Source organism: Psychromonas sp. psych-6C06 (genome assembly GCF_002835465.1).
Lineage (GTDB): Bacteria > Pseudomonadota > Gammaproteobacteria > Enterobacterales > Psychromonadaceae > Psychromonas.
On the sequence record NZ_PIZM01000002.1, the window covers coordinates 503,335 to 529,966 of the forward strand.

The following is a 26,632-nucleotide window of genomic DNA, read 5'->3' on the forward strand; positions in this document are numbered from 1 at the left end:
CTCACTCTTGCAGATGTCTTGTTAACCACTGTGCAGAATAACTTAAAGAGTTCAAATATGATTCAAAAATGGGAGCTTTATCAATAATACGTGACTCCCCTTCGTAACTTGCACGAGCAATTAACTTTAAATCCGCCTCGTTACACATCACATCATTCTTATGACCAATGCTTAATAATGGAATCTCAATACGTCTGCGATGCAAGAGCCCTTGTTTAATTAATGAAAAAGGTACGCAATACTGATACAAGCTTTGCACATCTGAACGTTCGATCTGTGTACGTGAGGCAATACAATCGAGTAACACGGGAGGAAGTTTCTTAAAGTTGTCTAATTTATCAAAAATACTACCTACAGCGGCACCAACAGCAATTACCGACTTAACCGTGTTTGGCTCTAAAAACGCTAATCGGGTAGCAACGTTGCCACCGAAACGCATTCCCATCAGTGCAATGCGACTATGGTCAACCCATGGCACCTCTTTTAAGTAATGAATAATTGCTTGATGTAAGTTCGATGAGTCTTGCTCTAATTTAACACCAGATGAGTGCCCTATACCAGGAAGGTCAACAGTTAACATCGCAATACCAGCGGGCGCTAACTGCTGTTCAAACAGTGGAAATAGTTCACATTGCAACGTATCTAATCCACCACTGACGATAACGACAGGATGAATATCATCAGTGTGGGGAAGGTGTAAGTAGCAGCTAATCTGTTTTCCTTCGAAGGGAACTTTAATCTCTTTTAGAATCATATCTTGATTGTGCTTACAAGATTCTCGATAGCTATTAAATGCCAGCACCTGCGCCTGAATGCTCAACTCATCGGTTTTGAGATGCGGATAACTGGCAATGCTGTACAGCTGCGATGCGCTGTAATAAGCCTCTTTGGCTAAAATATCTAACCCTTGTTGCGCGAAGTCATTGCCTTTTTTCTGGTAACTCATCGCTTTTTGTGTCCATTCATAGCTCCAGTTACCAGAGCGAAAGCCGATCACACTATCTAGAATATCAGCATGGCTTCGTTCATTTTTAGAAACACTAATACGCGCTAAGACATCATAACAGTCGATCATATCGACACCCTGCCAAGCCCAAAGCATAAACTTTAATAAACGGTACCAGCCATCACGCGACTCACCATCCATAATAACATCGTGCAGTTTATGGTTTTTTTTGCTATTGGAATTGGGGATAATCGTGGAAGTTTCTTGCACGTTAGATTTTTGCGTAAATAATTTTTCGGATAAGTTCTCAGACATAAGATTCATCACACTTAAAATAGGAATAAAGATGATACAGATTACCGATAATGCACAAGAACAGCAATTGTTGCCACTGTTTCGTTTAGGCTTTCGACCATTCTTTTTGATCGGGGCACTGTTTGCCGTAGTAAGTATGTTGCTGTGGGGAATGCTTTTATCGGGAACAATATCAATGCCCTCACAACTTCCACTTTCACAATGGCATGCTCATGAGATGTTATTTGGTTTTTCGGGGGCAATCATATTAGGATTTTTGCTCACAGCGGTACAAAACTGGACTGGCTACCCAGGTCTAAAGGGCACAAAACTGGCTATTTTATTTACCCTATGGTGCTTAGCACGGATTGCCCTATTCATATTGCCACCGGAATGGTTTTGGCTAACGGTAATATTAGAGCTCAGTTGGATGCCATTAGCTGCATTAGTACTAGGCAAAGCCGTTTTACATGCTAAACAGTGGCGAAACCTCTTTTTTGTACCGCTTTTACTGGTCATGACACTGCTAAACGCCATGACATTAATTGCTTTTAAAGAATATGACTACATTCTGTCGCAACAAGCAATATGGAGTATGTTGTTTTTAGTCTTTTTTATCATTGCAGTGATGGGGGGACGAGTGCTCCCCTTCTTTACAGCCAAGGGGACGGGAACAGAAAAAGTCTTACCTCTCGTTGCGTTGGAATATGTATCGTTGGCACCACTATTATTACTGGCTGCATTAACTTGGTTTCCTAACATGGCAGTTGTATCTGCGCTTTTAGCTGGACTTGCTGGCATAGCAAACTTGATAAGAGTAATACGCTGGAAGCCGACAATCACACTACCAGTTGCATTATTGTGGTCACTACACCTTGGTTATATTTTATTATCAATAGGCCTCATTTTATATGCCACCTCATTTTTTATCCCTAGCTTTAATCCAACTACAATGATTCATTTAACTGCGATTGGTGGCTTTGGTGGTGTTATATTAGCAATGATTAGCCGCGTTTCATTAGGCCATACAGGTCGCCCTTTAATACCATCAAAATGGATGAGTATTGCATTTATCGCCACTGCTATTTCTGGATTAGTAAGAGTAATTTTTCCATTCTTAATGCCTGATTTATTATTGATGGCATATTGGATAAGTATTTTATTTTGGTGCGCTGCGTTTACTTTGTTTGTGCTTTGTTATGCAAAAATGTTACTTTCTGCACGACTAGATAACAGACCAGGTTAAAAAAGATTGGGCGAGTACATTATATGTGCACGCCCAAAATGCGTTAATTAAGCGACTGATAGCCTTCAGCTTGTAATGCTTGCTCTGCTTTAAGCAACTCACTTTTATCCCCTTGCAATAGCACGACATCCCCCGCTTTAAATTTTGTTTTTTCGGTGACTGCAACTTCTTCACCACTACTTCGGTTTAGCGACTTAATAACCACGCCATTAAAATTAAATTGAACCACTAAACTACCGATAAAGTCAGAGGCTTGCGGTAGCGTAACTGCATGTAACTTTTCAATCGTCCAGAGGCCTTTTTCAGCACGGCTATCTTGGCCATAATAGAAGCCATGTAAATGTTGATATTTGGTTTTTCTTTCACAGTCGAGTCGCTTTAGTATCTTTTTATGGGGGATTCCAGAAAGATATAATACATGCGCTACTAGCATCAAACTTCCTTCTAACACTTCAGGTACAACCTCAGTGGCACCAGCCTCATGTAGCTCATCTAAGCCCTTATCATTTTTAGTCCTCACTAATACTTTAACATCGGCATTGAGGGCTCTAATTTGTGCTAAAAGTGCTAAAGAGCGCTTTAAATCATTAAAAGTGATAATTAACAGTTTAGCCTTCTCAATCCCGGCGATTAAAAGAATCTCACGGCGACTGGCATCACCAAACTCGACCTGCTCTCCGCCCTCACGAGCTTCTTTAACGCGCATAGGATCCCTATCCAACACGATAAAGGGTAATGATTCAGTACGTAAAAACCGTGAAACTATCTGCCCTACGCGACCATAACCACAGATAATAGTGTGATCTGAAAATTGTCCCGGCAAGGTTTTTTGAAAGCGAAAAACTTTCTCATAATGATGTAAGGCTTCACGCGTTATTACCTGACTATATTTCACCAATAGCGGTGTTAACGACATGCTAATCACCCCTGTTGCAATCAATAAAGAGGATAATTGCCCACCAATTAATTCATATTTGCTGGCCAAAGCAACTAAAATAAAACCAAATTCGCCCATCTGAGCGAGTGCAATACCAACGCCTAGCGAGGTCGTTATCTTTTCATTCATGATTAATGCGGCTAGAGTGATTGTAATCATTTTCGCAATCATCATGCCAAACACCATCAGTAACAACACGCCAAGGTTGTCGCGTAAAATATCAAAGCTCAGTAAGGTACCAATAGAGATAAAGAAAATCGCCATTAATATATCTTTAAAAGGACGAATATCGGCAGCTAATTGATGACGATAATGGCTTTCAGCTAACATCATTCCGGCAAGAAACGCACCGAGTGCCATCGACAATCCAAGGAATTGTGTAAACCAAGCGGCTAACAGCGTTACAAATAGATTAGATAGGATAAAGATTTCATCGAAACGTACTCTGCCCATTTCATCAAAAAATTTTGGCAATACCCATCGACCAATAGCGAGTAACACGATTACTGCAAACGCCCCTTTTACAAACGCGATTGAAAGAGGCATAACTAACCCTGATTCCATTCCCGGCATTGCAATAATAGGAATAATGATTAAGAAGGGAACCACAGCGAGATCTTGAAATAGCAAAATCGCAATTGCTAATTTGCCCGTCTGCGAATGCAACTGTTGCTGATCCGTTAATACTTTGACAATTATAGCTGTCGATGACATGGTCAAAATGCCTGCAACCGTAAAAGATTGTTGCCAAGTCATCGTAAATAACTGACAGATAAAGTAGAACAACAGAAAAGAAACGATAACCTGTAAAGCCCCTAAACCAAAAACAGAACGTCGCATCTCAATTAACTTATTGAGAGAAAACTCTAACCCCAATGAAAACATTAAAAACACAATACCGAATTCCGCAATCAATTCTATCTCATGATATGAACCTAAGAAATTAAGCAATGAAGGGCCAAGCATAAACCCAGTAAATAGGTAGGCAATAATATTGGATAGGCGTAAGCGTCTAAACACAATTACGCTGATAATTGCACAACATAGTAATAATAAAAGATCAGTTAACACAGAGCTAAACACTCCCTTAGAAGATCTCCGTCATATTTTTAACGCAGAAAATGTCAAATGCTCGCAACAGAAAATTCTCTTCCTCAACAGAAAAAAACATAAACAAAAGTTTTTGACACTAGCTGTATCGAGCTTTTGTTTAAAATTAGACGCTTACACTAATCCTACAAGCATAGTAAAAATAGAAAAATAATGGTCATTTACGAACAAATTTTTAATTGGCATGAATACTGCTTTGACTCTAAACAGGCGCAATTTATGAGCAATTTCGCAATATCATATTTTAAAAAAGGAGGCCATTATGAAGGCAACAACACACACTACATTAGTAGGCCACCCTACTGATAATAAAGTGTTTAACCTAGTATCAAGTGGTTTAACTCTGAGCAATGAAAGCAAAGTAACATGTTTAGAGCTGTTACAGGAAAGCTTAGATCTTAAAGATCTTCTGACAAATTTTGCCTCTATAGTGGCAAGAATTATCCGCCCATTTAATGTTCGATTTCAGTCGGCTAATGGTTTATTTAGCTTAAATAACCATGAAAAGTACCATTTTAGCAATACTTATAATTTGCCACTTTCATCCAAATGCCCACGCATTGGATCGATTACTTATCAAAGTAATCAACCATTAAGCATGGCAGAAAGTAAACAGCTGATTGAACTGCACGAACTGTTAGTGCCTAATTTGCGTCATGCGCTTAAATTTGCAGAGTTAAATGCATTAGTTTTTAAAGACCATCTAACCAATGTTGGTAATCGCGCTTATTACGATGAAAGCTTACAACGCGCCATTGAACAAAGTAGTCGAGGCCATCAATCGCTGTCTTTGATGGTATTTGATATTAATGACTTTAAGCCTATTAATGATCAATTTGGCCACTTAAAAGGAGATAAAGTATTACAGCAATTTGCCGCTATTCTGACTAAAATTATTCGTAGTTCAGACATGGCATTTCGCTTAGGTGGGGATGAATTTGTACTTATTTTACAGCCAGGTGATCAACATTCGGTTAATAAAATTAGTGAGCGCTTATTAGTAGAGATACAACATACGCCTTTTTTAACAGAACTTAACTTTTCTGCCAGCATGGGATATGCGCACTGGCAAATGGGAGAGGATGCAAAAGTACTTTTTGAAAATGCCGATAAAAAACTCTATATTGAAAAGGCAAATAAATAAAGCCTCAGCCGGTGAATCAATTAATAAATTTACCGGTTTAGGCTTTCCATTTAGAAGAACATATACGCAACTGCTTTGAATAAACAGATTCACACTGAAACAAGCTAGTTGCTTCGACTAACTCACCATTAATAAAGACAAAAGGGAGTCGATCGCGCAACCAAGGGGCAAGATGATGCTCATGAAATAGTTTTTTGATGGTGCGCTTTTTATCTCTCCCAATGGGTCGACAACTAAAGCCCTTTGGTAAATCAGACCTAAAACAGATATCTACCTGATATCTCTCATCTAGATATCCAGACTCTGCATTAATGTGAAATCTGAAATCCCCAGCTTTAATTTTTAAAGGGTTTGTCGCATGCCAACTAACCCGTTGAGCTTCGCATGTAACTTTATTTTTACTCACTAGGTATAACTCATCTCGATAACGGCATACATTATAGCCCTGCAAACTAATTTGTGGCATTGCATCTTGCTGTGCTATCACAACATCTTGCCAAATAGCCGCTAATTGTTTGGTAGAAGGATACGTTAACCCATTCTGTTTAAACCAATGACGTATGACATTACATCGCCTAACTTGAGAAAGGTTTTTAAGCAATTGAATTCGAAGTGATTTTAATTTAGAGTTACACGATTTAAAATCATCAACAGTTATTTCATCTATGAGTTGTTGTTGACTTTGGCAATGTATCGCACTTCGAGCCACTGTTTTGGTAATTGCAGGCCAGCGCGCTTTTAACAGTGGCGTAATACTTTGACGGATAAAGTTACGATCAAACTGTTGATCCTGATTACTCTCATCTTCTACCCATGTTAATGAGAATTGTTGCGCATAATTACTTAATTGCTCACGCGAAAAGTCTAATAAGGGACGCACAAGATAGCCCATCGATAAACATTGTTTGCCAACAATCCCTTGCAAGCCAGTTAACCCTGCACCACGTTTTAAAGCGAGTAGTACCGTTTCGAGCTGATCATCCTGATGATGTCCGGTCACTAAGTAGTGATCTTTGCTCATCGCATGTGTAAGTGCTTGATAGCGTTTATCTCTGGCTAATGCTTCAAGACTTTCGCCATTTTTTTTATCGAGTGTCACTTTGCTAAAAATAAATGGAATCCCCAAAGAAGCACAAGTGATACGACATTGTTCAGCCCAATCATCAGCATAAGGGCTTAGCCCATGATGAATATGCTGAGCAACAACATTACAATTTTCCAAACGTGAAAAAAGGTGCAGTAATACCATTGAATCCAGCCCTCCACTAAGCGCTATTTTAAACTGCGCCTGCGTGGGAGCTAACAACGCGAGCTGCGCCTTAAAAGCGATGAAGACATCATGATTGTTAACCTCTTCCACTTGATTATCCTTTCTTGCGCTTAACCATTTACATGATCAAAATGTAAACAGACATTCTCTTCACCAACGAGTTTAGCGAGAGCAAAAAGAAGATCATCCGTTGGCGTGACCGCCCACGATAAACCTAAACTAAGTTCGGCTTGAGCAGTCGCATTGGTATATTCAATAAATACCGGACATACGCCTCCCATCGCAGGTTCAAGCACATTTTGTAGCTGTGTTTGAAACGGCTCACTATTATCACTAACGTTAATATTATCAGCATGGACTTTGAGACGTAATTTTGAAGCAAAGCGTTCACGAGCTTGCTCTATGCTCATCACTTCACGTGCATTCATTTTTAAGCCACCGTTAAAAAAGTCTTCGCTAACTTGCCCCTGTAAAATGATCACGTTATCGGTCACAAGAAGTTCTTCATACTGATCCAATAAATCGGCAAAAACCGTTATTTCTAAACGCGCACTTTTATCATCAAGAGTAATGATGCCCATTCGTTTACCTGCTTTGGTCACCATCACACGCATACCAAGAATCAGCCCTGCTATACGGCTATTTTGACCACGCCGATTAGGGCTAAGCTCCCCTATTTTAGTACAATGGAAAGAGCGAATATGCGTTTCATATTGATCTATCGGGTGCCCTGTTAGGTATAAGCCTAAGGTCTCTTTTTCTCCCGCTAGCCATTGTTTCTCTGGCCACTTTTCAACGGTCGAGAATTTATTTTCTATCTCTTCACTATCGGTTGTTAATACACCAAACAGATCCGTTTGCCCATAAGATTCCGCTTTTTTATGTTGAATAGCAGCTTCTAAGGCACTCGGTAAGTTAGCCATTAAGGCGGCACGGTGTGGCCCTAAATTATCCAAAGCACCAGCGAGAATTAGCTTCTCTAGGATACGCTTACCACAGCGCTTAAGGTCTATTCGAGTACAAAAATCAAATAGGTCTTTAAATTTACCGCCCTCTGTACGCGCTTCAATAATGGCATCAACAGGCGCTTCACCAACGCCTTTAATCGCCCCTATTCCATAAATAATGCGTTGATTTTTATCAACATTAAATTTGAATAAACCTTCGTTAACATCAGGTGGACATAAGTTCAGCCCCATACGCTGACATTCTGCCACCAGAATAACCACTTTATCAGTGTTATCCATATCCGCAGACATAACAGCTGCCATGAAGTAAGAGGGGTAAAAAGTTTTCATCCACAAAGTTTGATAAGAAACCAACGCATAAGCAGCTGAGTGCGATTTGTTGAACCCATAGCCGGCAAATTTTTCTACTAAATCGAAAATTTTCATGGCTAGCTCGCCATCAACCCCATTTGCAATAGCCCCTTCTTCGAAGGTAGCACGTTGCTTCTCCATCTCTTCCGGTTTTTTCTTACCCATTGCACGACGTAGCATATCTGCGCCACCGAGTGTATAACCCGATAGAACTTGGGCAATTTGCATTACCTGCTCTTGATAAAGAATAATTCCGTAGGTTGGCTCAAGAATGCCCTGTAAAGATTCATGTTGCCACTTTTCATCAGGGTAAGAAACAACCTCACGACCATGTTTACGTTCGATAAAGTTATCTACCATGCCCGACCCTAATGGCCCAGGCCTAAAGAGGGCTACTAAAGCGATCATATCTTCGAAACAGTCAGGCTGTAATCGGCGAATAAGATCCTTCATACCACGCGACTCTAACTGAAATACAGAGGTCGTTTCATAACGTTTTAATAATTCAAAACAGAGTGGCTCAGTAAGGCTGATGCGTTCAATATCGATTAGATCCTTACCATCCTCCTTATTGTGAGCATTAGCCATGTCGATTGCCCACTGCACAATTGTTAGCGTACGTAACCCTAAGAAGTCAAACTTAACAAGTCCCGCGGTTTCAACATCATTTTTGTCATATTGCGTAACCGGATTGTTCCCTTCATCATCACAATACAGCGGTGAGAAATCGGTTATCGTGGTCGGCGAGATAACAACCCCCCCCGCATGTTTACCCGCATTACGAATGGTACCTTCAAGAGTACGACACATATCAATTAAGTCGCGCACTTCTTCACTGCCATCGTAACGCTCCTGTAAACGAGGCTCTTCGACAAAAGCTTTGGTGAGTGTCATGCCAGGCGTCGGAGGAATTAATTTGGAGATTCCATCGACAAAGCCATAGGGATGCCCCAGTACACGCCCAACATCTCGAATAACCGCCTTCGCAGCCATGGTACCAAAAGTGATGATCTGTGATACCGCATCACGACCATAAAGTTCCGCTACATGGTCAATTACCTCATCACGTCTATCCATGCAGAAGTCGATATCAAAATCGGGCATAGAGACACGTTCAGGGTTCAAAAATCGCTCGAACAGAAGCTCTAATTCAAGCGGATCAAGATCGGTAATTTTAAGCGCATAAGCAACCAATGAACCAGCACCACTACCACGGCCTGGGCCAACAGGAATATTGTTATCTTTACTCCATTGAATAAATTCCATTACGATCAAAAAGTAACCGGGGAACCCCATGGTATTGATAACGTCTAGCTCTATCTGCAATCGTTCATCATAAGGTTTACGAATAGCAGCAAAGTCAGGGCTATCTTTGTCAAAAAGAAACTCAAGACGAGCCTCTAAGCCTTCCTTAGAAACATCACAGAAAAATTCCTCAATCGCTTTACCACCGGTTGGAAAATCTGGTAAAAAATACTCCCCAAGACGGAGGGTGACATTACAACGTTTCGCTATTTCGACACTGTTTTGTAACGCTTCTGGAATATCAGAAAAGAGCTCACACATCTCCTCTTCACTGCGCAGATATTGTTCAGGGCTATACTCCTTCGGGCGACGATCATCGCCTAATGTAAACCCTTGGTTAATACATACACGAATATCATGCGCATCAAATAAGTTTTCATCGGCAAAAACCACTTGATTGGTCGCCACCACAGGCAGTTGATATTTTGTCGCCCAATCAAGCGCAAGATGTAGATAAACTTCTTCATCAACACGGTTGGTGCGGATTAATTCAAGGTAATAGCGTTGTGGGAAGTGTGTTTGATAAAATTGCGTGATTTCAGCTGCAATATCTTCATGCCCTTTAAGCAAAATTTTACCGAGATCCCCCTCCTTCGCACCAGATAATAATAATACGCCTTGATTGTGCTCAATAAGCCAATCTTGTTCGATAACAGCACGTCCACCAATATGCCCTCGCAAATACGCTTTTGAAATAAGCTCAGTGACATTTTTATAGCCGTCATTGTCCATAGCAAGCGCTGTTAAACGAAACTGCTCGCCCCCTAGTAATTCACTCTGCACCCAAAAATCTGCACCAACAATTGGCTTAATCCCAGCACCATGAGCTGCACCGTAAAATTTAACGAGGCCACAGAAATTAGTTTGGTCGGTTAGTGCAAGTGCAGGCATATTCATTGCGGCTGTTTTAGCGACTAAAGGCTTAACTTTAGTCAGCCCATCTACCATCGAGAAATCACTATGAACGCGCAGATGAATAAATTTTGGATCAGGTTTCATAACTAATTCGGACATACTATTTCCATAGGATAAAGATAAATAACGCGATAAGGCTATAAGCAATAAGCTGTAAGGCTATAAAGCCAGAAGGCGAGAAGGTTAAAAGCTATAAGGCTTGAAGCATCCCAGCCTTCCAGCCTTTCCTACTTTCCAGCCTTCAAGCTCTCTAGCATTCCAGGCTTTCCTACTTTCCAGCCTTCAAAGAAGCCCTAATACTTTCTTAACGGGCTTAAAGCTTTTGCGGTACTCATCAATTGCACCATATCTTTCTAAAGCTTCAAAGTGCGCTTTAGTCGGGTAACCTTTATGTTTAGCAAACCCATATTCAGGGTATCGAGCATCTAATTCTTGCATCTCTCTATCACGCGTTACTTTGGCAATAATCGAGGCTGCGCTTATCTCTGCCACTCGTGAATCGCCTTTGACAACCGCTTCACTTGGCATATTAAGCGCAGGGCATCGATTTCCATCAATAAATACAAATTCAGGTTGAATAGTTAACCCCTCAACGGCACGTTGCATAGCAAGCATGGTCGCGTGCAAAATATTAATATCATCAATTTCAGAGGGAGAGGCACGGCCCACAGAGATACATAACGCTTTTTCTTGAATCTCATCAAACATCAAGGCTAATTTTTTTTCACTTAACTTTTTAGAGTCGGCAAGGCCAGCAATGGGATTTTTAGCATCAAGAATAACCGCAGCGGTGACGACATCACCAACCAAGGGGCCTCGTCCTACTTCATCAACACCTGCGACTAATTGTACATTAGGGTATATAACCGCTTCAAACTCAGTATTTGTCTTAGCCATTTTTATTCTCTATTAAGTTCACCACTGCTTGTGCGGCTTGTTTATCAGCATCACATTTAATACGTTGATGTAATTCAGTGAATATTTCAATCATCTGTTCACTACCACCTTCGATCAACCTCTCTAACTCATGCACCATATTATCAACGGTGCAATCATATTGACTGAGCTCTTTTACCACTTCTTTATCAGCAATCAAATTAGGCAAGGAGGTATATTTGACACTTGATAGTGATTTCGCAATGACATAGGTTAATGCACTGACTTTATAAGCTACCACCATCGGCGCTTTTGCTAACATTGCCTCTAAGGCGGCAGTTCCTGATGCCAATAAGACCAGATCCGCAGATTGTAAAACGTCACTAGAATGACCATCAAAGAGCGTGATGGGAAGATCTGGGGCGATCTCTGCTATCTGTGCCATAAACTGTTGCTTACGACGATCATTCACCATCGGCACAATAAAATGGTATTCAGGATATTTACGATGAATTATTTTCGCTGTTTCTAAAAACAGTGGGCCTAATACGCCCACTTCCGCTTTACGGCTACCCGGCAATATAGCGAGTAACTTTTGCTCCTTCACTAACGATAGTCTTGATCGCGCATGTTCTTTTTCGCGAATAATAGGTAATTGATCTGCAAGGGTATGACCCACAAACTGACACGGAACATTAAACCGGTCATAAAAAGCTTTTTCAAAGGGTAAAAAAGCTAATACCAAATTTGTTGCTTTGGCAATTTTATGAATACGCCACTGCTTCCACGCCCATACGGAAGGGCTGACATAATGAATAGTTTTAATGCCCTGAGCCTTTAATTTCAACTCAACAGTTAAGTTAAAATCGGGCGCATCAATGCCGATAAAAATATCAGGTGGGTTGTTAATAAAGTGTTCAGTAATCGATTTACGAATTGAAAGAATACTTCGTAACTTACCCAATACTTCAACAAACCCCATTACAGAAAGCGCCTCTAAAGGATGTAATGCTTTACACCCCTGAGCAAGCATTTTAGGCCCTGCAATTCCTTCAAAAATGGCATCAGGGTAATGAATTTTAAGTGCTTTAATTAAACCTTCACCTAGAATGTCACCCGATGCTTCACCCGCAATTAAACCGATTCGTAATGGCTTACCCATAATTTTTTACTCATAAAATATTCTGAAAAAAAAAGGCTCTAATGAGCCTTTTTATAAAGTCTAAGAAGCAAATTTAGCGCACAATACCACGACTATCTTCACTCAAAAAGTCATGTAATACTTTCAATTCAGGACAATCCTGCGCTTTGGAAGCAATTATATTTTTCGCTTCTTCTAAACTATTTCCATCTCGGCATAGGGCTTTGTAAGCGCGTTTTATTTCCATAATAGCAGCACTACTAAAACCACGTCGTTTTAGTCCAACAGAGTTAATCCCCTGCGCCTGAACATAATTCCCTGAAGCCATAAAGTAAGGAGGAATATCTTTATTTACCGCAGAACAACCACCAATCATGGCGTATTCACCAACACGGGTAAATTGATGCAATGCAGATAAACCACCAATAATGACATTGTTTGCCAGCTTAGTATGACCTGCAAGCGTGGCATTATTAGATAAGATTATGTTATCGCCAAGAATACAATCATGTGCGACATGTACGTATGCCATCAATAAATTGTTATTGCCAATCTTAGTGGTACCTTTGTCCTGAGCTGTACCACGATGAATCGTACAACTTTCACGGAATACATTATTATCTCCGATCTCTAAAAAGGTTTCTTCACCATCATATTTTAGATCTTGGCAATCTTCACCCACTGAGGCGAATTGAAATATTTTATTGCCTTTACCCATTTTAGTTGGGCCGTTCACCACTACATGTGGTGCAATCCAACAATTTTCACCGATTTCAACACGCGCACCGATGATGGTATAAGGCCCGATCTCCACATTAGCAGCAATACTTGCTGTTTCATCAATAATTGCTGTAGGGTGAACTTTTGCTGTTTCGTGAATATTGTTATTAGCCATTAAATCTCTCTTCTTGCACACATGATCATTGCTTGACATGCGATTTCACCATCAACTTTCGCGGTACATTCAAATTTCCCCATACCACGACGCTCTTTCAGATAGATAACTTCAAGTTCAAGAATATCACCTGGTACAACCGGTTTACGAAAACGTACTTTATCAACTGACGCTAAAAAATATAGCTCATTTTCCGCAGGTTTACCGTAAGTAGCGAAGGCTAAAACGCCTGTTGCTTGTGCTAATGCTTCAATGATCATAACACCAGGAAAAACAGGAGTTCCAGGAAAGTGTCCTTGAAACTGTGGTTCATTAAATGAAACGTTTTTTACGCCATTTAACGTTTTACCTGGTACATAATCGATAACGCGATCAATTAATAAAAATGGGTAACGGTGTGGAAGGAGATTCATGATCTCTTTAATGTCTAAACTATTTAATTCGTTGCTCACTTAGTATTCCTTAATCTTTATCTTGTAATTGTTTTTCAAGTTGCTTCACACGTTTAAAGAGATCATCTATTTTAAGCGTATAAGCGGTATTTTTTCGCCACTGTTTATTTGCAATCGCAGGTACACCTGAAGAATATATTCCCGGCTCACTTATATCTCGCATGACCATACTATCACCAGTAATCACAACATTATCCGTGATATTTAAATGGCCATTCATAGCAACACTACCGCCCACGATACAACTTTTACCTACTTTCGTGCTACCGGCAATATTTGAGCCTCCGGCAACTGCCGTATGCTCTCCAATAAACACATTGTGAGCAATTTGACATTGATTATCAATTTTAACGCCGTTGCTAATAATAGTATCAGACAAGGCACCACGATCGATGGTGGTTGACGAGCCTATCTCAACATCATCACCAATAAGCACTTTACCAATTTGTGGTATTTTCACCCACTTACCTTGGTGTGGAGCATTACCAAATCCATCACTACCAATCACTGTATTTGCATGAATAATACAACGTTGCCCTATTTCACAGCCATGATAGACCGTGACATTAGGGTAGATTTTACTTTGAGCGCTAATTTTTACATGCTCACCCAACACTACATTCGCAAAAATTTGACAGTTATCAGCGACTTCGACGCCAGCACCAATGACCACATTTTCAGAGATTGCGACATTTTTGCCAATAATAGCACTACTATCAATAATGGCACTTTCAGCAATATTAATATTCAAGTTTGGCGTTGTGTCGAAGATATTCGCTAACATGGCATAACCAACATACGGGTTATCCATGAATAATGCATTACCTTGATAATTGCCCATAATAGCCGTTGGCAAGACAATCGCACTGGCCTGACACTGTTCAAGTTTTGATAACAGTTTTTTATCTGAAACAAAGGTAATTTCACCTTCATTAGCTTGATCAAAAGTAGCTAAGCGATGGATACTTAAGTTACCATCACCAACCAATTTTGCTCCTAATATAGTGGCTAATTGTGCGAGTGTTTGCATCATCTTTCAGCCTACTTTTTGCTAATTTCTTCGATAATAAGATCTGAAATATCGTAACCAGGTTTAGCAAAAACAACCTGTTCGCCATTTAAAATAATGTCGTAGCCTTGCTCTTTAGCAACGTCATTAATAACGTCACGAACTACAATAAGTGCTTTTTGCTGTTCTTCTCCCTGACGACGACGGTTATCTTCTTCAAATGCTTTTCGGTTTATTTTGTATTCTGAGAGCTTCACTTCTACCTTACGTTGCATAGCTGTGACTTCATCATTAGCCATTAGCTCCGCATCACGTTTTAGCGTTTTTTCAATTTTAGTTATCTCTGTTTCTAACGCTTGTAACGCTTCGTAACGCGCTTTAAATTCCGCTTCTAATTTTTTAATAATACGCTCACGTTGCGGTGACTCTTTCATGATTTTTGATGGGAAAACAACTCCTACTTTCTGTATGTCTGCTGCATTCACTGCAGGAACTGTAATCATAGCGACAGCTAAAGTTGCGGCTTTTAAAAAGTTTTTCATGTTAATGACTCCAAAAATAAAAATAAAATGATTGAGTAAAAATTAAACGTATATATTGCTTAGAAAGTATCACCAATGTTAAATGAGAATACTTCTGTTCTATCGCCTTCATACTTTTTCAAGGGCCAAGCAAGGGTAAAGACTAACGGCCCCATTGGTGAAATCCAAGTAACCTGTGCTCCAGCTGAAACACGTATTCTACCTGGTTTTGAATAATCTCCAAAATATTCACAGTTATATGAACAACTTAGTTGATTATAATAGTCATAGTTAAACTCAGTATCCCACACTTCACCGGCATCAACAAAGACACTACTTCGTACTTGTCGTGTATAAGCTTCATCTAGGAAAGGTACAGGGAAAATAACTTCGCCACTCATCGTGTATTTAGCATTACCACCTACCGCATTATCTGTGAATGCCATAGAGCTATTACCGCCATCACTTCCCGTATACATCGCACGAGGTCCAACGGTATTGCTTGAGAAACCACGCAGAGTTCGATAACCACCTGCATAGTAATTCTCGAAGAATGGTAGGATTTGGTCATTACCTTCAAATTGACCATAACCGTTAGCATAACCAAGCGTACCACGTAACAGCGTTGTCCACTCTCCATCTTCGGTGATACGTTGATAATTAGATATTTCAAAATTAACTTTGAAATATTGAAGATCAGAACCCGGTATAGTCATTTTCGCCCAAAGGTCATGTTTCATACCCTGTGTAGCCATACGCCCTTTATCTAGATTATTACGTGTCCACTTAGCGGTAAAATCAAAGTTTTGGAAGTCAACGGCACCATCAGCATCTAACATTGAACCATATATTTCCCAAAACTGTCGTAATTGCTCATAGGCCTTAAGTTGCGCAATACCATTGTTCTCCCAACCAACACTGAACCCTAAACGGTTTATCTCATTCACTGGGAAGCCCATGTTTAAACGTACGCCATAAGTCGTATTGGTGTAATCGACAATGTTCGCTTCACCCGCTTCGAATAGATCATAAAACACACGTACACCGCCACTCACACCATCTTTGGTTAGATATGGTGTAGTGTAATTAACATTTGCACTACGGTTATAATCATTGAATTTAACTTCAAAACCGACCTTATCACCAGAGCCTAAAAAGTTATCTTGGCTAACCCCACCACTTAAACTCAACCCTGATTCAGTACCATAACCAATACCAGCATTAAATGAGCCAGAGGGTTGCTCTTCGACAACAATATTTAAATCGATTAAATCATCACTCACACGCTCTGTGTTTATATCAACCATTGAGAAGAAACCTAATCGGTTCAAACGATTTTTTGAGAGTTCAACACTTTCACTAGAAAGCCAGCCCCCTTCCATCTGACGCAACTCACGGCGTAAAACTACATCCTTAGTAGATGTATTACCTGATATATTAATATTTCGAACATAACCACGCTGCCCAGGCTCTACTGAAAAATTAACAACGACAGTATTCGTTTCATCATCGACTTCAGGGTAAGTGGTAATTTGAGGGTAAGCGTAGCCTAAACGACCAAAATATTTACGCATGTTTTGCTCGGTGGCAGCAACCTGTGAAGCAGCATAAACGTCCCCCTCAGCAAAGGGAACTAAGGATTTAATATCTTCATCATTACCAAGTAGGTTACCAATGAATTGCACACCACCGATATTATAAATTTCACCTTCATCTACATTAACTGTTACGTAAACACCTTTTTTATTTGGTGTTAGTGCTACTTGGGTATCTTCTATCGCAAAACGAATATAACCACGATCTAAGTAATAACTTTTAATAACTTCTAAGTCACCAGCCAGTTTTTGTTTTTGATAGTTATCATCAGCAAAAAAATCCCACCAACCTGCAGAATCAGCAAGTGTGAGTCGTTTTAATAATTGGTTATCGGCAAATATGGTATTACCCACGATGTTAATTTGCTCTATTTTTGCTGTTAAGCCTTCACGGAATACAAACTGAATAGAGACACGATTACGGGGTAACGAAGTTACAATTGCTTCAACTTGAGCGCTGTATTTACCCACACTGTGGTAAAAGTCCTCTAAACTTTTCTCAATACCAGACAAAGTCGTTCTATCTAGCGGTTCCCCCACTTGAATGGAAGAAGACTTAAGTGAGTCCAGGATCTGCTCTTCGGTTAATTTGTCATTACCCGTTAATCCAATATTACTGATCGTTGGACGCTCTTTGACTTTAAAAATAAGTACATCACCAGCACGATCTAGTTCAATAGACTCAAAGTGACTACTTGCATATAACTGTTTAACCGCTTTAGCTAATTGGTAATCATCAACAACATCGCCTTCTCGTATAGGTAAACTTAACAAGGCAGCACCCAATGTAACGCGCTGCAATCCTTCAAATTGAAGATCTGAAATAGTAAATTTTTCAGCGTTAGCTAACATGGAAAAACAGCTACTAAAAATAAACGCTGTTACTAGCAAATATCGGTTAAACATGTTTGTATGAATCCTTAATAACACTTATCTGGTGTTTTAATATAAGTCTGTATTTTATAAACTTCTCAAGTCGCTTTCAATGTAATGATTTATCAACTCTTAGAGCAGATTAAAATCATTCAGTATCGCGATACTCATTAGTGTCATTAAAATAGCCCCGCCGATTTTAAAACCGACTTCTTGAACTTTTTCTGAAACGGGTTTACCGGTTATAACCTCGATAAAGTAATACATCAGATGGCCACCATCTAAAACCGGTAAAGGGATTAAATTCATTAAACCTAAATTTACACTGATTAGCGCAAGAAACCCGAGGAAATACTCAATACCATAATCTGCACTTGTTCCTGCTCCTTTAGCAATGGATACAGGACCACTTAGGTTTTTAACTGATATATCTCCGGTTACTAGTTTAATCAGAGTATCAAAAGTAAGTTTGGTTAACTGTCCAGTCTTCTCGATACCTTTCAAAAAAGCATCAATAGGAGAATATTTTAGTGTCACCCGATAATCTTCCGGGTAAGGTTCGACAATAGGCGCTACACCGATAAAGCCTTTACCTGTTTCCTCTTTCAACTGAGGGGTTAATAACAACGTTAATGGTAATGACTCTCTTTGAACTTTTAATGCCAGCGGTTGTTCTGGAGAACCTTGTATCAATTCAACAAAATGAGCCCAATCTCGTAAGGTTACGCCATCGATAGCAATCAATTGATCATCGGCCTTTAGCCCTGCTATTTCTCCTGCACCACCTTTAGAAACCTCGGCCACAGCTAACTGTATTGTTGGCCGAAATGGCAAGAGCCCCAAGCTATGAATAATAGAATCTTTTTTAGGGTCAAATGACCAGTTCTGCAATGAGACTGTGTATTTAGAAATTGGTTCAACGGGAGCATTTGCTAACGGTTTAATTGTGATATCAAACTCACTTTCACCAATTTGCCCCACTAATGCAAGATTCAGCGCTTCCCAGTCTCCGACTTGAGTTTCATTAATTGATTCTATTTGAAAGCGTTCTGTGGTTGTAATCACTGACATCGGTGAGTTTTCTACCACACCATTAATGATCGGTTTTGCACTATTGATACCAATCATATACATGATAAAAAAGGCAATAATAGCCAATAAGAAATTAGCTAAAGGGCCAGCCGCAACGATAGCAATACGTTGCCATACCGTTTTTTTATCAAAAGCAAATTGTTGTTCATCATCGGCCACGCTTTCAACGCGCCCATCAAGCATTTTGACATAGCCACCTAACGGAATAGCCGCAATTGCAAACTCTGTCCCGTGCTTATCTTTTCGTTTAAATAATACTTTACCAAATCCAATTGAAAAACGATGCACCTTGACACCACAGCGCCTAGCTACCCAAAAATGGCCATATTCATGTATCGCAACTAAAACACTTAACGCAACAATAAATGCGCCTAGATTCCATAAAATGGTTAACATAAGATTTCTCGTCTAATAAGTGATAACGCACGGTTTTTAGCATCACTATCAATCAATAACAACTCCTCGATAGAGCTGTTTGACTGCCTCTTTGATGTTTGTAAAACACGGTCTACCAACTGAGAAATTTGTGTAAACTGGATCTCGCCATTTAAAAAGGCTTCCACAGCCACTTCATTAGCGGCATTCAAGGTGGTGGTAGCCTGTTGTCCTTCGTAACATGCGTCAATAGCGAGTTTTAAACAGGGGTAGCGATTAAAATCGGGAGCGATAAAACTAAATTCAGGAGAGCTAAAAAAATCTAAATTTTCAACACCACTAGTAATCCGCTTCTCCCCCCCCATGACATGCGCAATCGGAGTACGCATATCAGGGTTACCCATCTGTGCAATAACACTACCATCAATATATTGCACCATAGAATGAATAACAGACTGAGGATGGATAATGACCTGTAATTGCTCACGACTTGCATTAAACAACCACCGTGCTTCAATGTATTCGAGGCCTTTATTCATCATTGTTGCAGAATCAATTGAGATTTTTTGTCCCATCGACCAATTAGGATGCTTAACTGCTTGAGCAGGTGTAATGCTAGGGAACTCAGACAAAGCCTTATTTAAAAAAGGTCCTCCTGAGCCAGTCAACAATATTTTCGAAACCCCCTCGGCTTCGAGCTGGCAATGACCAATACTGTTTTGTAAATTCGGCGATAGTGCTTGGTAAATAGCATTATGCTCACTGTCTACTGGCCATAATTTGGCCCCTGATTTTTGTACTGCATCAATAAAGAGCTGACCCGACATCACTAACGACTCTTTATTAGCGAGAAATATCTCTTTGCCTGCCTTAACAGCAGCGAGGGTGCTTTTTAAGCCAGCACCTCCAACAATCGCAGCCATTACACAATCAATTTCTACACTAGCAATCAATTGTAGTAATTCAGCTTCGTTTTTCACTAACGTAGAGCGACAATCTGTTTTCGATAATTTAAAGGCAAGTTCGTCAGTTGCTTTAGGGCAACTCATGGCAACATAATCAGGATTAAACGTTTTGCATAATGCCAACATTTTATCGACACTTTTTGACGCGACCAATAACTTAACACGGTACAATTCTGGATTATTTTGGCAAACAGAAAGTGTACTTGCACCAATAGAGCCCGTTGCGCCCAAAATAGCTAAATTTTTCATCGCTTAGTTTAACCAGAGTAAGTAAGTAAGCGTGAACACAGGAACGGCGGCCGTTAGGCTATCTATACGGTCGAGAATTCCACCATGGCCAGGTAATAAATTTCCGCTATCTTTAAGTCGTGCTTCGCGCTTGAAGATACTTTCGCTTAGGTCACCTAATGCAGAAACAAATGTGGTTATTAATGCAGCGACAAAAAACATTACCACTTTCTCGCCTGGCACAGCAAAGAAAATACTCGCAAGGAAAGCAACAATCATCGCGCTCACTGCACCACCGACAAAACCCTCAATCGTTTTACCAGGGCTTACATTCGGCGCCAATTTATGTTTGCCAAAACGTTTCCCACAGAAATAAGCGCCGGTATCAGCAGCCCAGACCAATAGAAAAACAAACAGTAGTAGTGCACCACCGTAATAGAAATCGTGATGAATATTCACAGATCGTAGTACGACCATAGACCAGAAAAATGGAATTAAAGTCAGTAAACCAAACAACGCTTTTACTGCCTTACTTCGCGCCCAATAAGGGCCACTTTTCGGATAAGTGGCTACTAACACGAGAGAAACAAACCACCAAGCGGCGGTCACAATTAAACCGTTTTCAACCATCGGATGGATACCGGAAACATTCCACAATTGCTCTATTGGTAACAGGATTAACGTAATAGCAAGTACAAAACCAAAAATATATAAAATAGGGCTTGAGGTAGAATCAGAATTTACAAAGCTCGCCCACTCTTTACTGGCCAATAAAAAAATAGCGGCCGTAAACATCATAAAAAATTTAAGAGGTAGCAAAAATATGCCCGCGATGGCAAGGGGAGCCAAAACGAGCGCAGTTATTATTCGTTGTTTCACAGAAACATCCTGTTGAATTTAATTATAAGAATCAGCGCGGTGCAACCTGTTCACTGGTTTGACCAAAACGACGCTCTTTACCAGCGAACACATCCAGTGCATCTTGAAATGCATCGCCATTAAAATCAGGCCATAACACATCACAAAAATACAATTCAGCATAAGCAAGTTGCCACAATAAGAAGTTACTAATACGATGATCTCCACCTGTCCGAATCATTAAATCGACCGCAGGAAGCTCTCCTAAACTAATTGTGTTATTTATTTTATCTTCAGTGATTTCATCTATTGTTAAATCACCCTGTAGTACCATACGTGTGAGCTTCTTTGTCGCATGAGTAATATCCCAACGCCCACCATAATTGGCTGCAACATTTAACACAAGACCATCATTTGCTTGCGTCAAAGCTTCTGCTTGTTGTACTTTTTTTTGCAGACGCTCACTAAAACCAGATATGTCGCCAATTATTTTTAATTTAATATTATGTTTATGTAGCTTTTTGACTTCACTGCCTAAAACCGTGAAAAACAGCTCCATCAACATGTTGACTTCTTTCTCAGGGCGTTTCCAATTTTCACTACTAAAAGCATAAATGGTTAGCACTTCAATCTTTTTTTCATTGGCAAAGCTGATCGCTTTGCGTAATGACTTGACGCCGTGCTTGTGACCAAACACACGATGCTTTCCTTTGCTCTCTGCCCAACGTCCGTTTCCGTCCATTATAATTGCAACATGTTTGGGCAATGCTTGTTGTTCAGTTACCGTTGTCACTTGCACCCTTAGCAATATATTGCTTGAGCAGGTAAGATACTTACCTGCTCACGTCAAATTATACTTCCATTAACTCTTTTTCTTTCACAGCTAATAATTCATCCACTAGCTTGACACTGTCGTTAGTCACTTTCTGAACTAACTCTTCACCTTGACGTTGCTGATCTTCGCTGATCTCTTTCTCTTTTTCTAACTCTTTCAGATCACCATTTGCATCACGACGAATATTACGGATAGCAATACGGCTATTCTCAGCCTCACCACGTACAACTTTAATAAGGTCTTTACGACGCTCTTCTGTTAATGGTGGTAAAGGAATACGAATCACTGTACCTGCAGACATTGGGTTTAAACCAAGGTTAGACCCCATGATTGCCTTTTCAACAGCAGCGATAAGTGTTGCATCAAATACCGTTACCGTTAACGTGCGAGAGTCCTCTGTTGAAACGTTACCCACTTGGCGAAGTGGCGTATTGCTTCCGTAGTACGGCACCATAATGCCATCTAATAAGCTTGGATGTGCACGTCCTGTACGAATTTTTGCTAACTGATTTTTAAATGCTTCGATGCTTTTACTCATTCGCGTTTGTGCATCGTCTTTAATTTCATTGATCATGGTATTTTCCCAAAATATAGATTAAATATTTAATTGTTATTATTACTTAGCGCAATGTGTAATAGTTGTGCCTTCATCTTCACCCAATACAACACGGCTTAAAGCACCTGGTTTATTCATGTTAAAAACACGAATTGGTAAGCTATGGTCACGCGCAAGTGTAAAGGCAGCTAAATCCATTACTTGTAACTCTTTTTCAAGGACAACTTGATAATCAATCTCTTTATAAAGCGTTGCTTCTGGATTTTTTACAGGATCAGCATCATAAACGCCGTCCACTTTAGTACCTTTTAACACCGCATCTGCTTCGATTTCGATACCACGTAAACAAGCGGCTGAATCTGTTGTAAAGAAAGGGTTACCTGTACCTGCAGAGAAAATAACAACGGTGCCTAATTTAAGGTATTTAATTGCTTCTGCCCAGTTATAATCATCACAAACACCATTTAATGGGATCGCTGACATTAAGCGCGAGTTGACGTGTGAACGATGCAGCGCATCGCGCATTGCTAAACCATTCATTACTGTTGCTAACATTCCCATATGGTCGCCTACCACACGGTTCATACCCGCTTCTGCAAGACCAGCACCGCGGAAAATATTACCACCACCAATAACAAGGCCAACCTGCACGCCCGCTTCAATCAGAGATTTAATCTCTAAAGCCATACGATCTAATACGGTTGGATCAATACCAAAGCCTTCTTCGCCAACAAGGGCTTCACCACTTAATTTTAATAAAATACGACGATATGCTGATTTTGGGTTGGTGCTCATAAAATTCATTCCTCTATGTGGGTCTAATAGCAATTTCATTAATAAACTGTTTAAACATCAAACACCTTACTAATAAAATTTCAACGAATTAACCTTTACTGTAAATATAAAAGAACCGCAGAGCTAGCCGCGGTTCCTATTTTTACAATAAACATCAAGCTTATTGTTTAGAAGTCAAGATTACTGACCAGCGGCTGCTAGTGTAGCTGCAACTTCAGCTGCGAAATCTTCTTCTTTCTTCTCGATACCTTCACCCACTTCGATACGGATAAACGTTTCAACGTCAACGCCAGCATCTTTAAGAAGCTTAGCAACTTTGATTGAAGGATCTTTAACGAATGGTTGACCTGTAAGGCTCACTTCACCAGTGAATTTAGCCATACGACCAGAAACCATTTTTTCAGCAATCTCAGCAGGTTTACCACTGTCGATAGCGATCTGTAGTTGAATCTCTTTCTCTTTTGCTACAACATCAGCAGGAACATCTTCCGGCTTAACATATGTAGGAGAAGCAGCTGCAACGTGCATTGCGATATCTTTCGCAAGCTCAGCTTCACCACCAGTTAGTACAGAGATAACACCGATTTTACCGCTGTGTACGTATGCGCCAAGGTTTGCACCTTCAACGATTTGTACACGACGAACAGAGATGTTTTCGCCGATTTTAGCTACTAGGTTAGCACGTGCTTCTTCAACAGTAATATCATCAAATGCTAATGCACCTAATGCTTCAACTTCAGTTACTTTGTTAGCAAGCGCGATATCAGCAACTTGGTTAGCAAATGCTAAGAAGCTTTTATCCATTGCTACGAAGTCTGTTTCACAGTTTACTTCAGCGATAAGTGCAACTGCACCATCTGTTTTCGCTAAAACAACACCTTCAGCTGCAACACGGCCAGCTTTTTTAGCGGCTTTAATTGCACCAGATTTACGCATGTTTTCAATTGCAAGCTCGATGTCGCCATCTGCTTCAACTAATGCTTTTTTACAATCCATCATACCCGCAGCTGTGCGGTCACGAAGTTCTTTAACTTGCTTAGCTGTAATAGCCATTGTCGAATTCCTAATATTTGATCTACAAAAAAAAGGGGAGCCTAAACTCCCCTGATAACTAACCAAGTGTCGATTAGTTAATAAGAGCTTCTAAATTAGAAGGACTTATTTCTCAGCTGTTTCTTCAACAAAACCGTCTGCTTCAGCTGCTACTGCAACGTCTGCTTGACGACCTTCTTTAACAGTCAGTGCAGCTGCATCTAAGTACAGTTTGATAGCACGGATAGCATCATCATTACCAGGAACAACGAAATCGATGTTATCTGGGCATGAGTTAGTATCTACAACAGCGATAACTGGAATACCTAAGTTATTCGCTTCTTTGATTGCAATGTGCTCGTGATCTGCATCGATTACGAAGATTACATCTGGGATACCGCCCATGTTTTTGATACCACCAAGTGTTTTTTCAAGTTTCTCTAATTCACGAGAACGCATTAGCGCTTCTTTTTTAGTTAACTTGTCAAAAGTACCATCTTGGCTTTGAACTTCAAGGTCTTTCAGACGTTTGATCGATTGACGAACTGTTTTCCAGTTAGTCAACATACCACCTAACCAACGGTGATCTACGTAGAATTGATCACAGCTGATTGCAGCTTCTTTAACCGCTTCAGACGCAGCACGTTTAGTACCAACAAAAAGAACTTTACCGTTTTTAGATGCTTTTGCTTCTAAAAAGTTAAGTGCTTTGTTGAACATTGGAACTGTGTTCTCAAGATTGATGATATGAACTTTATTACGCGCACCAAAAATGAATGGTTTCATTTTTGGGTTCCAGTAACGAGTTTGGTGACCGAAGTGTACGCCAGCTTGTAGCATATCGCGCATTGATACTGTTGCCATTTTGAATTTCCTTTAGTAGGGGTTAGGCCTCCACGTATCCCATAAACTCGACCAGTTTCAAAATATGAAAGCAGCACCCCGAGTTACGTGTCGATACGTGTGTGTTATTGTAATTAACATTTTTAGCGAATTTTCATTATTGAAAACAGCCAAATAACGTTAATAAGTTAAGTGAGTTTTAATGATTCAAAACGAACTATTAAACTCGATGCGCTTTATATCACATTAACAAAATCAACTCAATTACTGTCCTAGCAAATTTTAAATAATAATGTACAAATAATAGAATCCTTAAAAATAAAGAGGTCAAACTTCGCTAGCACCTCACCTCATATTTCTTTATAGTTCTATGCTTAACTATCTCAGTAAATTAAGAAGAGAAAATCAGATGGCAGCGAGTATAAAAACACAAGACGAAATCGAAAAAATGCGTATTGCAGGGCAGCAGGCTGCAGATGTATTAACTATGATCGAACCTTTCATACAAGTCGGCGTAACGACTAACGAGTTAAATCAGCGTTGCCATGACTTTATTGTTAATGAACAGGGCGGTATTCCAGCCCCGCTTAATTATCATGGTTTTCCTAAGTCTATTTGTACCTCAGTAAACTATGTTGTTTGTCACGGCATCCCAAATGACAAACCGTTAAAAGATGGTGATATTGTCAATGTGGATATTACCGTCATTCAAAATGGTTACCATGGTGATACCTCTAAAATGTTTATGGTCGGCAAAGCTTCTATTTTAGCGCAACGTCTATCACGAGTTGCTCAAGAATGCTTATATATAGGTATTAAAATGGTTAAACCTGGTGCGCGTTTAGGTGATATTGGTGCAGCTATTCAAAAGCATGCAGAAAATCATAACTACTCCGTAGTACGCGAATATTGTGGTCACGGTATTGGCGCGGTTTTCCATGAAGAACCACAGGTTCTGCATTACGGTAAAAAAGGCACTGGCGAAACATTAAAAGCAGGACAGTGCTTTACTATTGAACCGATGATCAATGCAGGCAAACGCAACTGTAAAGTATTAAAAGATGAATGGACTGTTGTCACTAAAGATAAAAAACTATCAGCACAGTGGGAGCATACATTGCTAGTCACTGAAACTGGCGTTGAAATCTTAACCCTTCGCCCAGAAGAGACAATAGAGCGTATTATTAATCACGATTAATCTAATT

At 40.0% G+C, this 26,632-nt stretch carries 22 protein-coding genes; 3 read left to right on the forward strand and 19 right to left on the reverse strand.

Going from position 1 to position 26,632, the window contains the following annotated elements; genetic code table 11:
• Window position 1: 1 nt before the first annotated feature.
• Window positions 2-1,261 carry an esterase FrsA gene (gene frsA / locus CW745_RS05425; protein ID WP_101107496.1) on the reverse strand — a complete coding sequence of 420 codons (1,260 nt, stop codon included), beginning with the start codon at window positions 1,259-1,261 and terminating at the stop codon, window positions 2-4.
• Window positions 1,262-1,292: 31 nt separating this feature from the next.
• Between frsA and CW745_RS05430 the strand changes: the two genes are divergently transcribed.
• Window positions 1,293-2,486 (forward strand): NnrS family protein, encoded by a 1,194-nt coding sequence (locus CW745_RS05430; RefSeq protein ID WP_101107497.1) that lies wholly within the window; start codon window positions 1,293-1,295, stop codon window positions 2,484-2,486.
• A gap of 43 nt (window positions 2,487-2,529) precedes the next feature.
• Here CW745_RS05430 and CW745_RS05435 read toward each other — a convergent pair whose 3' ends face one another.
• On the reverse strand, window positions 2,530-4,494 hold the full coding sequence (locus CW745_RS05435; protein ID WP_101107498.1) for a cation:proton antiporter: 1,965 nt from the start codon (window positions 4,492-4,494) through the stop codon (window positions 2,530-2,532).
• Window positions 4,495-4,795: 301 nt separating this feature from the next.
• Between CW745_RS05435 and CW745_RS05440 the strand changes: the two genes are divergently transcribed.
• On the forward strand, window positions 4,796-5,677 hold the full coding sequence (locus CW745_RS05440; RefSeq protein ID WP_101107499.1) for a GGDEF domain-containing protein: 882 nt from the start codon (window positions 4,796-4,798) through the stop codon (window positions 5,675-5,677).
• A gap of 37 nt (window positions 5,678-5,714) precedes the next feature.
• Here CW745_RS05440 and tilS read toward each other — a convergent pair whose 3' ends face one another.
• The 17 genes from tilS to rpsB form a co-directional block, all read right to left on the reverse strand.
• Window positions 5,715-7,037: a tRNA lysidine(34) synthetase TilS gene (gene tilS, locus CW745_RS05445; RefSeq protein WP_101107500.1), complete on the reverse strand. Its 1,323-nt coding sequence runs from the start codon at window positions 7,035-7,037 to the stop codon at window positions 5,715-5,717.
• Window positions 7,038-7,057: 20 nt separating this feature from the next.
• Window positions 7,058-10,585 (reverse strand): DNA polymerase III subunit alpha, encoded by a 3,528-nt coding sequence (dnaE, locus tag CW745_RS05450; protein WP_101107501.1) that lies wholly within the window; start codon window positions 10,583-10,585, stop codon window positions 7,058-7,060.
• Between the two features lie 183 nt (window positions 10,586-10,768).
• Window positions 10,769-11,383, reverse strand: a complete 615-nt coding sequence (gene rnhB, locus CW745_RS05455; protein ID WP_101107502.1) for a ribonuclease HII — start codon at window positions 11,381-11,383, stop codon at window positions 10,769-10,771.
• Window positions 11,376-12,524 (reverse strand): lipid-A-disaccharide synthase, encoded by a 1,149-nt coding sequence (gene lpxB, locus CW745_RS05460; RefSeq protein ID WP_101107503.1) that lies wholly within the window; start codon window positions 12,522-12,524, stop codon window positions 11,376-11,378. The genes rnhB and lpxB overlap by 8 nt, the downstream gene beginning before the upstream one ends.
• A 73-nt stretch (window positions 12,525-12,597) precedes the next feature.
• Entirely contained in the window at window positions 12,598-13,398 is an 801-nt protein-coding gene (gene lpxA, locus CW745_RS05465; RefSeq protein ID WP_101107504.1) for an acyl-ACP--UDP-N-acetylglucosamine O-acyltransferase, read from the reverse strand.
• A complete protein-coding gene (fabZ, locus tag CW745_RS05470) occupies window positions 13,398-13,850 on the reverse strand; it encodes a 3-hydroxyacyl-ACP dehydratase FabZ (RefSeq protein WP_101107505.1) in 453 nt (150 codons plus the stop codon). The genes lpxA and fabZ overlap by 1 nt, the downstream gene beginning before the upstream one ends.
• Before the next feature lie 10 nt (window positions 13,851-13,860).
• On the reverse strand, window positions 13,861-14,883 hold the full coding sequence (lpxD, locus tag CW745_RS05475) for a UDP-3-O-(3-hydroxymyristoyl)glucosamine N-acyltransferase (RefSeq protein ID WP_101107506.1): 1,023 nt from the start codon (window positions 14,881-14,883) through the stop codon (window positions 13,861-13,863).
• Window positions 14,884-14,891: 8 nt separating this feature from the next.
• Window positions 14,892-15,401, reverse strand: coding sequence for an OmpH family outer membrane protein (locus CW745_RS05480; RefSeq protein WP_101107507.1), 510 nt, complete (start codon window positions 15,399-15,401; stop codon window positions 14,892-14,894).
• Between the two features lie 59 nt (window positions 15,402-15,460).
• Window positions 15,461-17,881, reverse strand: a complete 2,421-nt coding sequence (gene bamA, locus CW745_RS05485; RefSeq protein WP_101107508.1) for an outer membrane protein assembly factor BamA — start codon at window positions 17,879-17,881, stop codon at window positions 15,461-15,463.
• Window positions 17,882-17,980: 99 nt separating this feature from the next.
• On the reverse strand, window positions 17,981-19,336 hold the full coding sequence (gene rseP / locus CW745_RS05490) for a sigma E protease regulator RseP (protein ID WP_101107509.1): 1,356 nt from the start codon (window positions 19,334-19,336) through the stop codon (window positions 17,981-17,983).
• The gene (ispC, locus tag CW745_RS05495) at window positions 19,330-20,529 is read right to left on the reverse strand and encodes a 1-deoxy-D-xylulose-5-phosphate reductoisomerase (protein WP_101107510.1); all 1,200 of its coding nucleotides are present in this window, start codon (window positions 20,527-20,529) and stop codon (window positions 19,330-19,332) included. Before ispC ends, rseP begins: the two co-directional genes overlap by 7 nt.
• A gap of 3 nt (window positions 20,530-20,532) precedes the next feature.
• Window positions 20,533-21,387: a phosphatidate cytidylyltransferase gene (locus tag CW745_RS05500; protein ID WP_101107511.1), complete on the reverse strand. Its 855-nt coding sequence runs from the start codon at window positions 21,385-21,387 to the stop codon at window positions 20,533-20,535.
• 31 nt (window positions 21,388-21,418) lie between these two features.
• Window positions 21,419-22,159, reverse strand: coding sequence for a polyprenyl diphosphate synthase (uppS, locus tag CW745_RS05505; RefSeq protein WP_101107512.1), 741 nt, complete (start codon window positions 22,157-22,159; stop codon window positions 21,419-21,421).
• Window positions 22,160-22,217: 58 nt separating this feature from the next.
• On the reverse strand, window positions 22,218-22,775 hold the full coding sequence (gene frr / locus CW745_RS05510) for a ribosome recycling factor (protein ID WP_101107513.1): 558 nt from the start codon (window positions 22,773-22,775) through the stop codon (window positions 22,218-22,220).
• A 42-nt stretch (window positions 22,776-22,817) separates the two neighbouring features.
• Window positions 22,818-23,552, reverse strand: coding sequence for a UMP kinase (gene pyrH, locus CW745_RS05515; RefSeq protein WP_101107514.1), 735 nt, complete (start codon window positions 23,550-23,552; stop codon window positions 22,818-22,820).
• A gap of 180 nt (window positions 23,553-23,732) precedes the next feature.
• Window positions 23,733-24,605, reverse strand: coding sequence for a translation elongation factor Ts (gene tsf / locus CW745_RS05520; protein WP_101107515.1), 873 nt, complete (start codon window positions 24,603-24,605; stop codon window positions 23,733-23,735).
• 105 nt (window positions 24,606-24,710) lie between these two features.
• Window positions 24,711-25,448 (reverse strand): 30S ribosomal protein S2, encoded by a 738-nt coding sequence (gene rpsB / locus CW745_RS05525; RefSeq protein ID WP_101107516.1) that lies wholly within the window; start codon window positions 25,446-25,448, stop codon window positions 24,711-24,713.
• A 388-nt stretch (window positions 25,449-25,836) separates the two neighbouring features.
• Between rpsB and map the strand changes: the two genes are divergently transcribed.
• The gene (gene map, locus CW745_RS05530; protein WP_101107517.1) at window positions 25,837-26,625 is read left to right on the forward strand and encodes a type I methionyl aminopeptidase; all 789 of its coding nucleotides are present in this window, start codon (window positions 25,837-25,839) and stop codon (window positions 26,623-26,625) included.
• Window positions 26,626-26,632: the final 7 nt, after the last annotated feature.

Excerpts from the sequence above, each read along its gene's own strand:
- dnaE (WP_101107501.1), bottom strand. The coding sequence starts at position 10,585 with ATGTCCGAATTAGTTATGAAACCTGATCCAAAATTTATTCATCTGCGC.
- CW745_RS05440 (WP_101107499.1), top strand. The coding sequence starts at position 4,796 with ATGAAGGCAACAACACACACTACATTAGTAGGCCACCCTACTGATAAT.
- lpxD (WP_101107506.1), bottom strand. The coding sequence starts at position 14,883 with ATGATGCAAACACTCGCACAATTAGCCACTATATTAGGAGCAAAATTG.
- CW745_RS05480 (WP_101107507.1), bottom strand. The coding sequence starts at position 15,401 with ATGAAAAACTTTTTAAAAGCCGCAACTTTAGCTGTCGCTATGATTACA.
- bamA (WP_101107508.1), bottom strand. The coding sequence starts at position 17,881 with ATGTTTAACCGATATTTGCTAGTAACAGCGTTTATTTTTAGTAGCTGT.
- map (WP_101107517.1), top strand. The coding sequence starts at position 25,837 with ATGGCAGCGAGTATAAAAACACAAGACGAAATCGAAAAAATGCGTATT.
- lpxA (WP_101107504.1), bottom strand. The coding sequence starts at position 13,398 with ATGGCTAATAACAATATTCACGAAACAGCAAAAGTTCACCCTACAGCA.
- lpxB (WP_101107503.1), bottom strand. The coding sequence starts at position 12,524 with ATGGGTAAGCCATTACGAATCGGTTTAATTGCGGGTGAAGCATCGGGT.
- rnhB (WP_101107502.1), bottom strand. The coding sequence starts at position 11,383 with ATGGCTAAGACAAATACTGAGTTTGAAGCGGTTATATACCCTAATGTA.
- rpsB (WP_101107516.1), bottom strand. The coding sequence starts at position 25,448 with ATGGCAACAGTATCAATGCGCGATATGCTACAAGCTGGCGTACACTTC.
- tsf (WP_101107515.1), bottom strand. The coding sequence starts at position 24,605 with ATGGCTATTACAGCTAAGCAAGTTAAAGAACTTCGTGACCGCACAGCT.
- frr (WP_101107513.1), bottom strand. The coding sequence starts at position 22,775 with ATGATCAATGAAATTAAAGACGATGCACAAACGCGAATGAGTAAAAGC.
- pyrH (WP_101107514.1), bottom strand. The coding sequence starts at position 23,552 with ATGAGCACCAACCCAAAATCAGCATATCGTCGTATTTTATTAAAATTA.
- ispC (WP_101107510.1), bottom strand. The coding sequence starts at position 20,529 with ATGAAAAATTTAGCTATTTTGGGCGCAACGGGCTCTATTGGTGCAAGT.
- CW745_RS05430 (WP_101107497.1), top strand. The coding sequence starts at position 1,293 with ATGATACAGATTACCGATAATGCACAAGAACAGCAATTGTTGCCACTG.
- frsA (WP_101107496.1), bottom strand. The coding sequence starts at position 1,261 with ATGTCTGAGAACTTATCCGAAAAATTATTTACGCAAAAATCTAACGTG.
- rseP (WP_101107509.1), bottom strand. The coding sequence starts at position 19,336 with ATGTTAACCATTTTATGGAATCTAGGCGCATTTATTGTTGCGTTAAGT.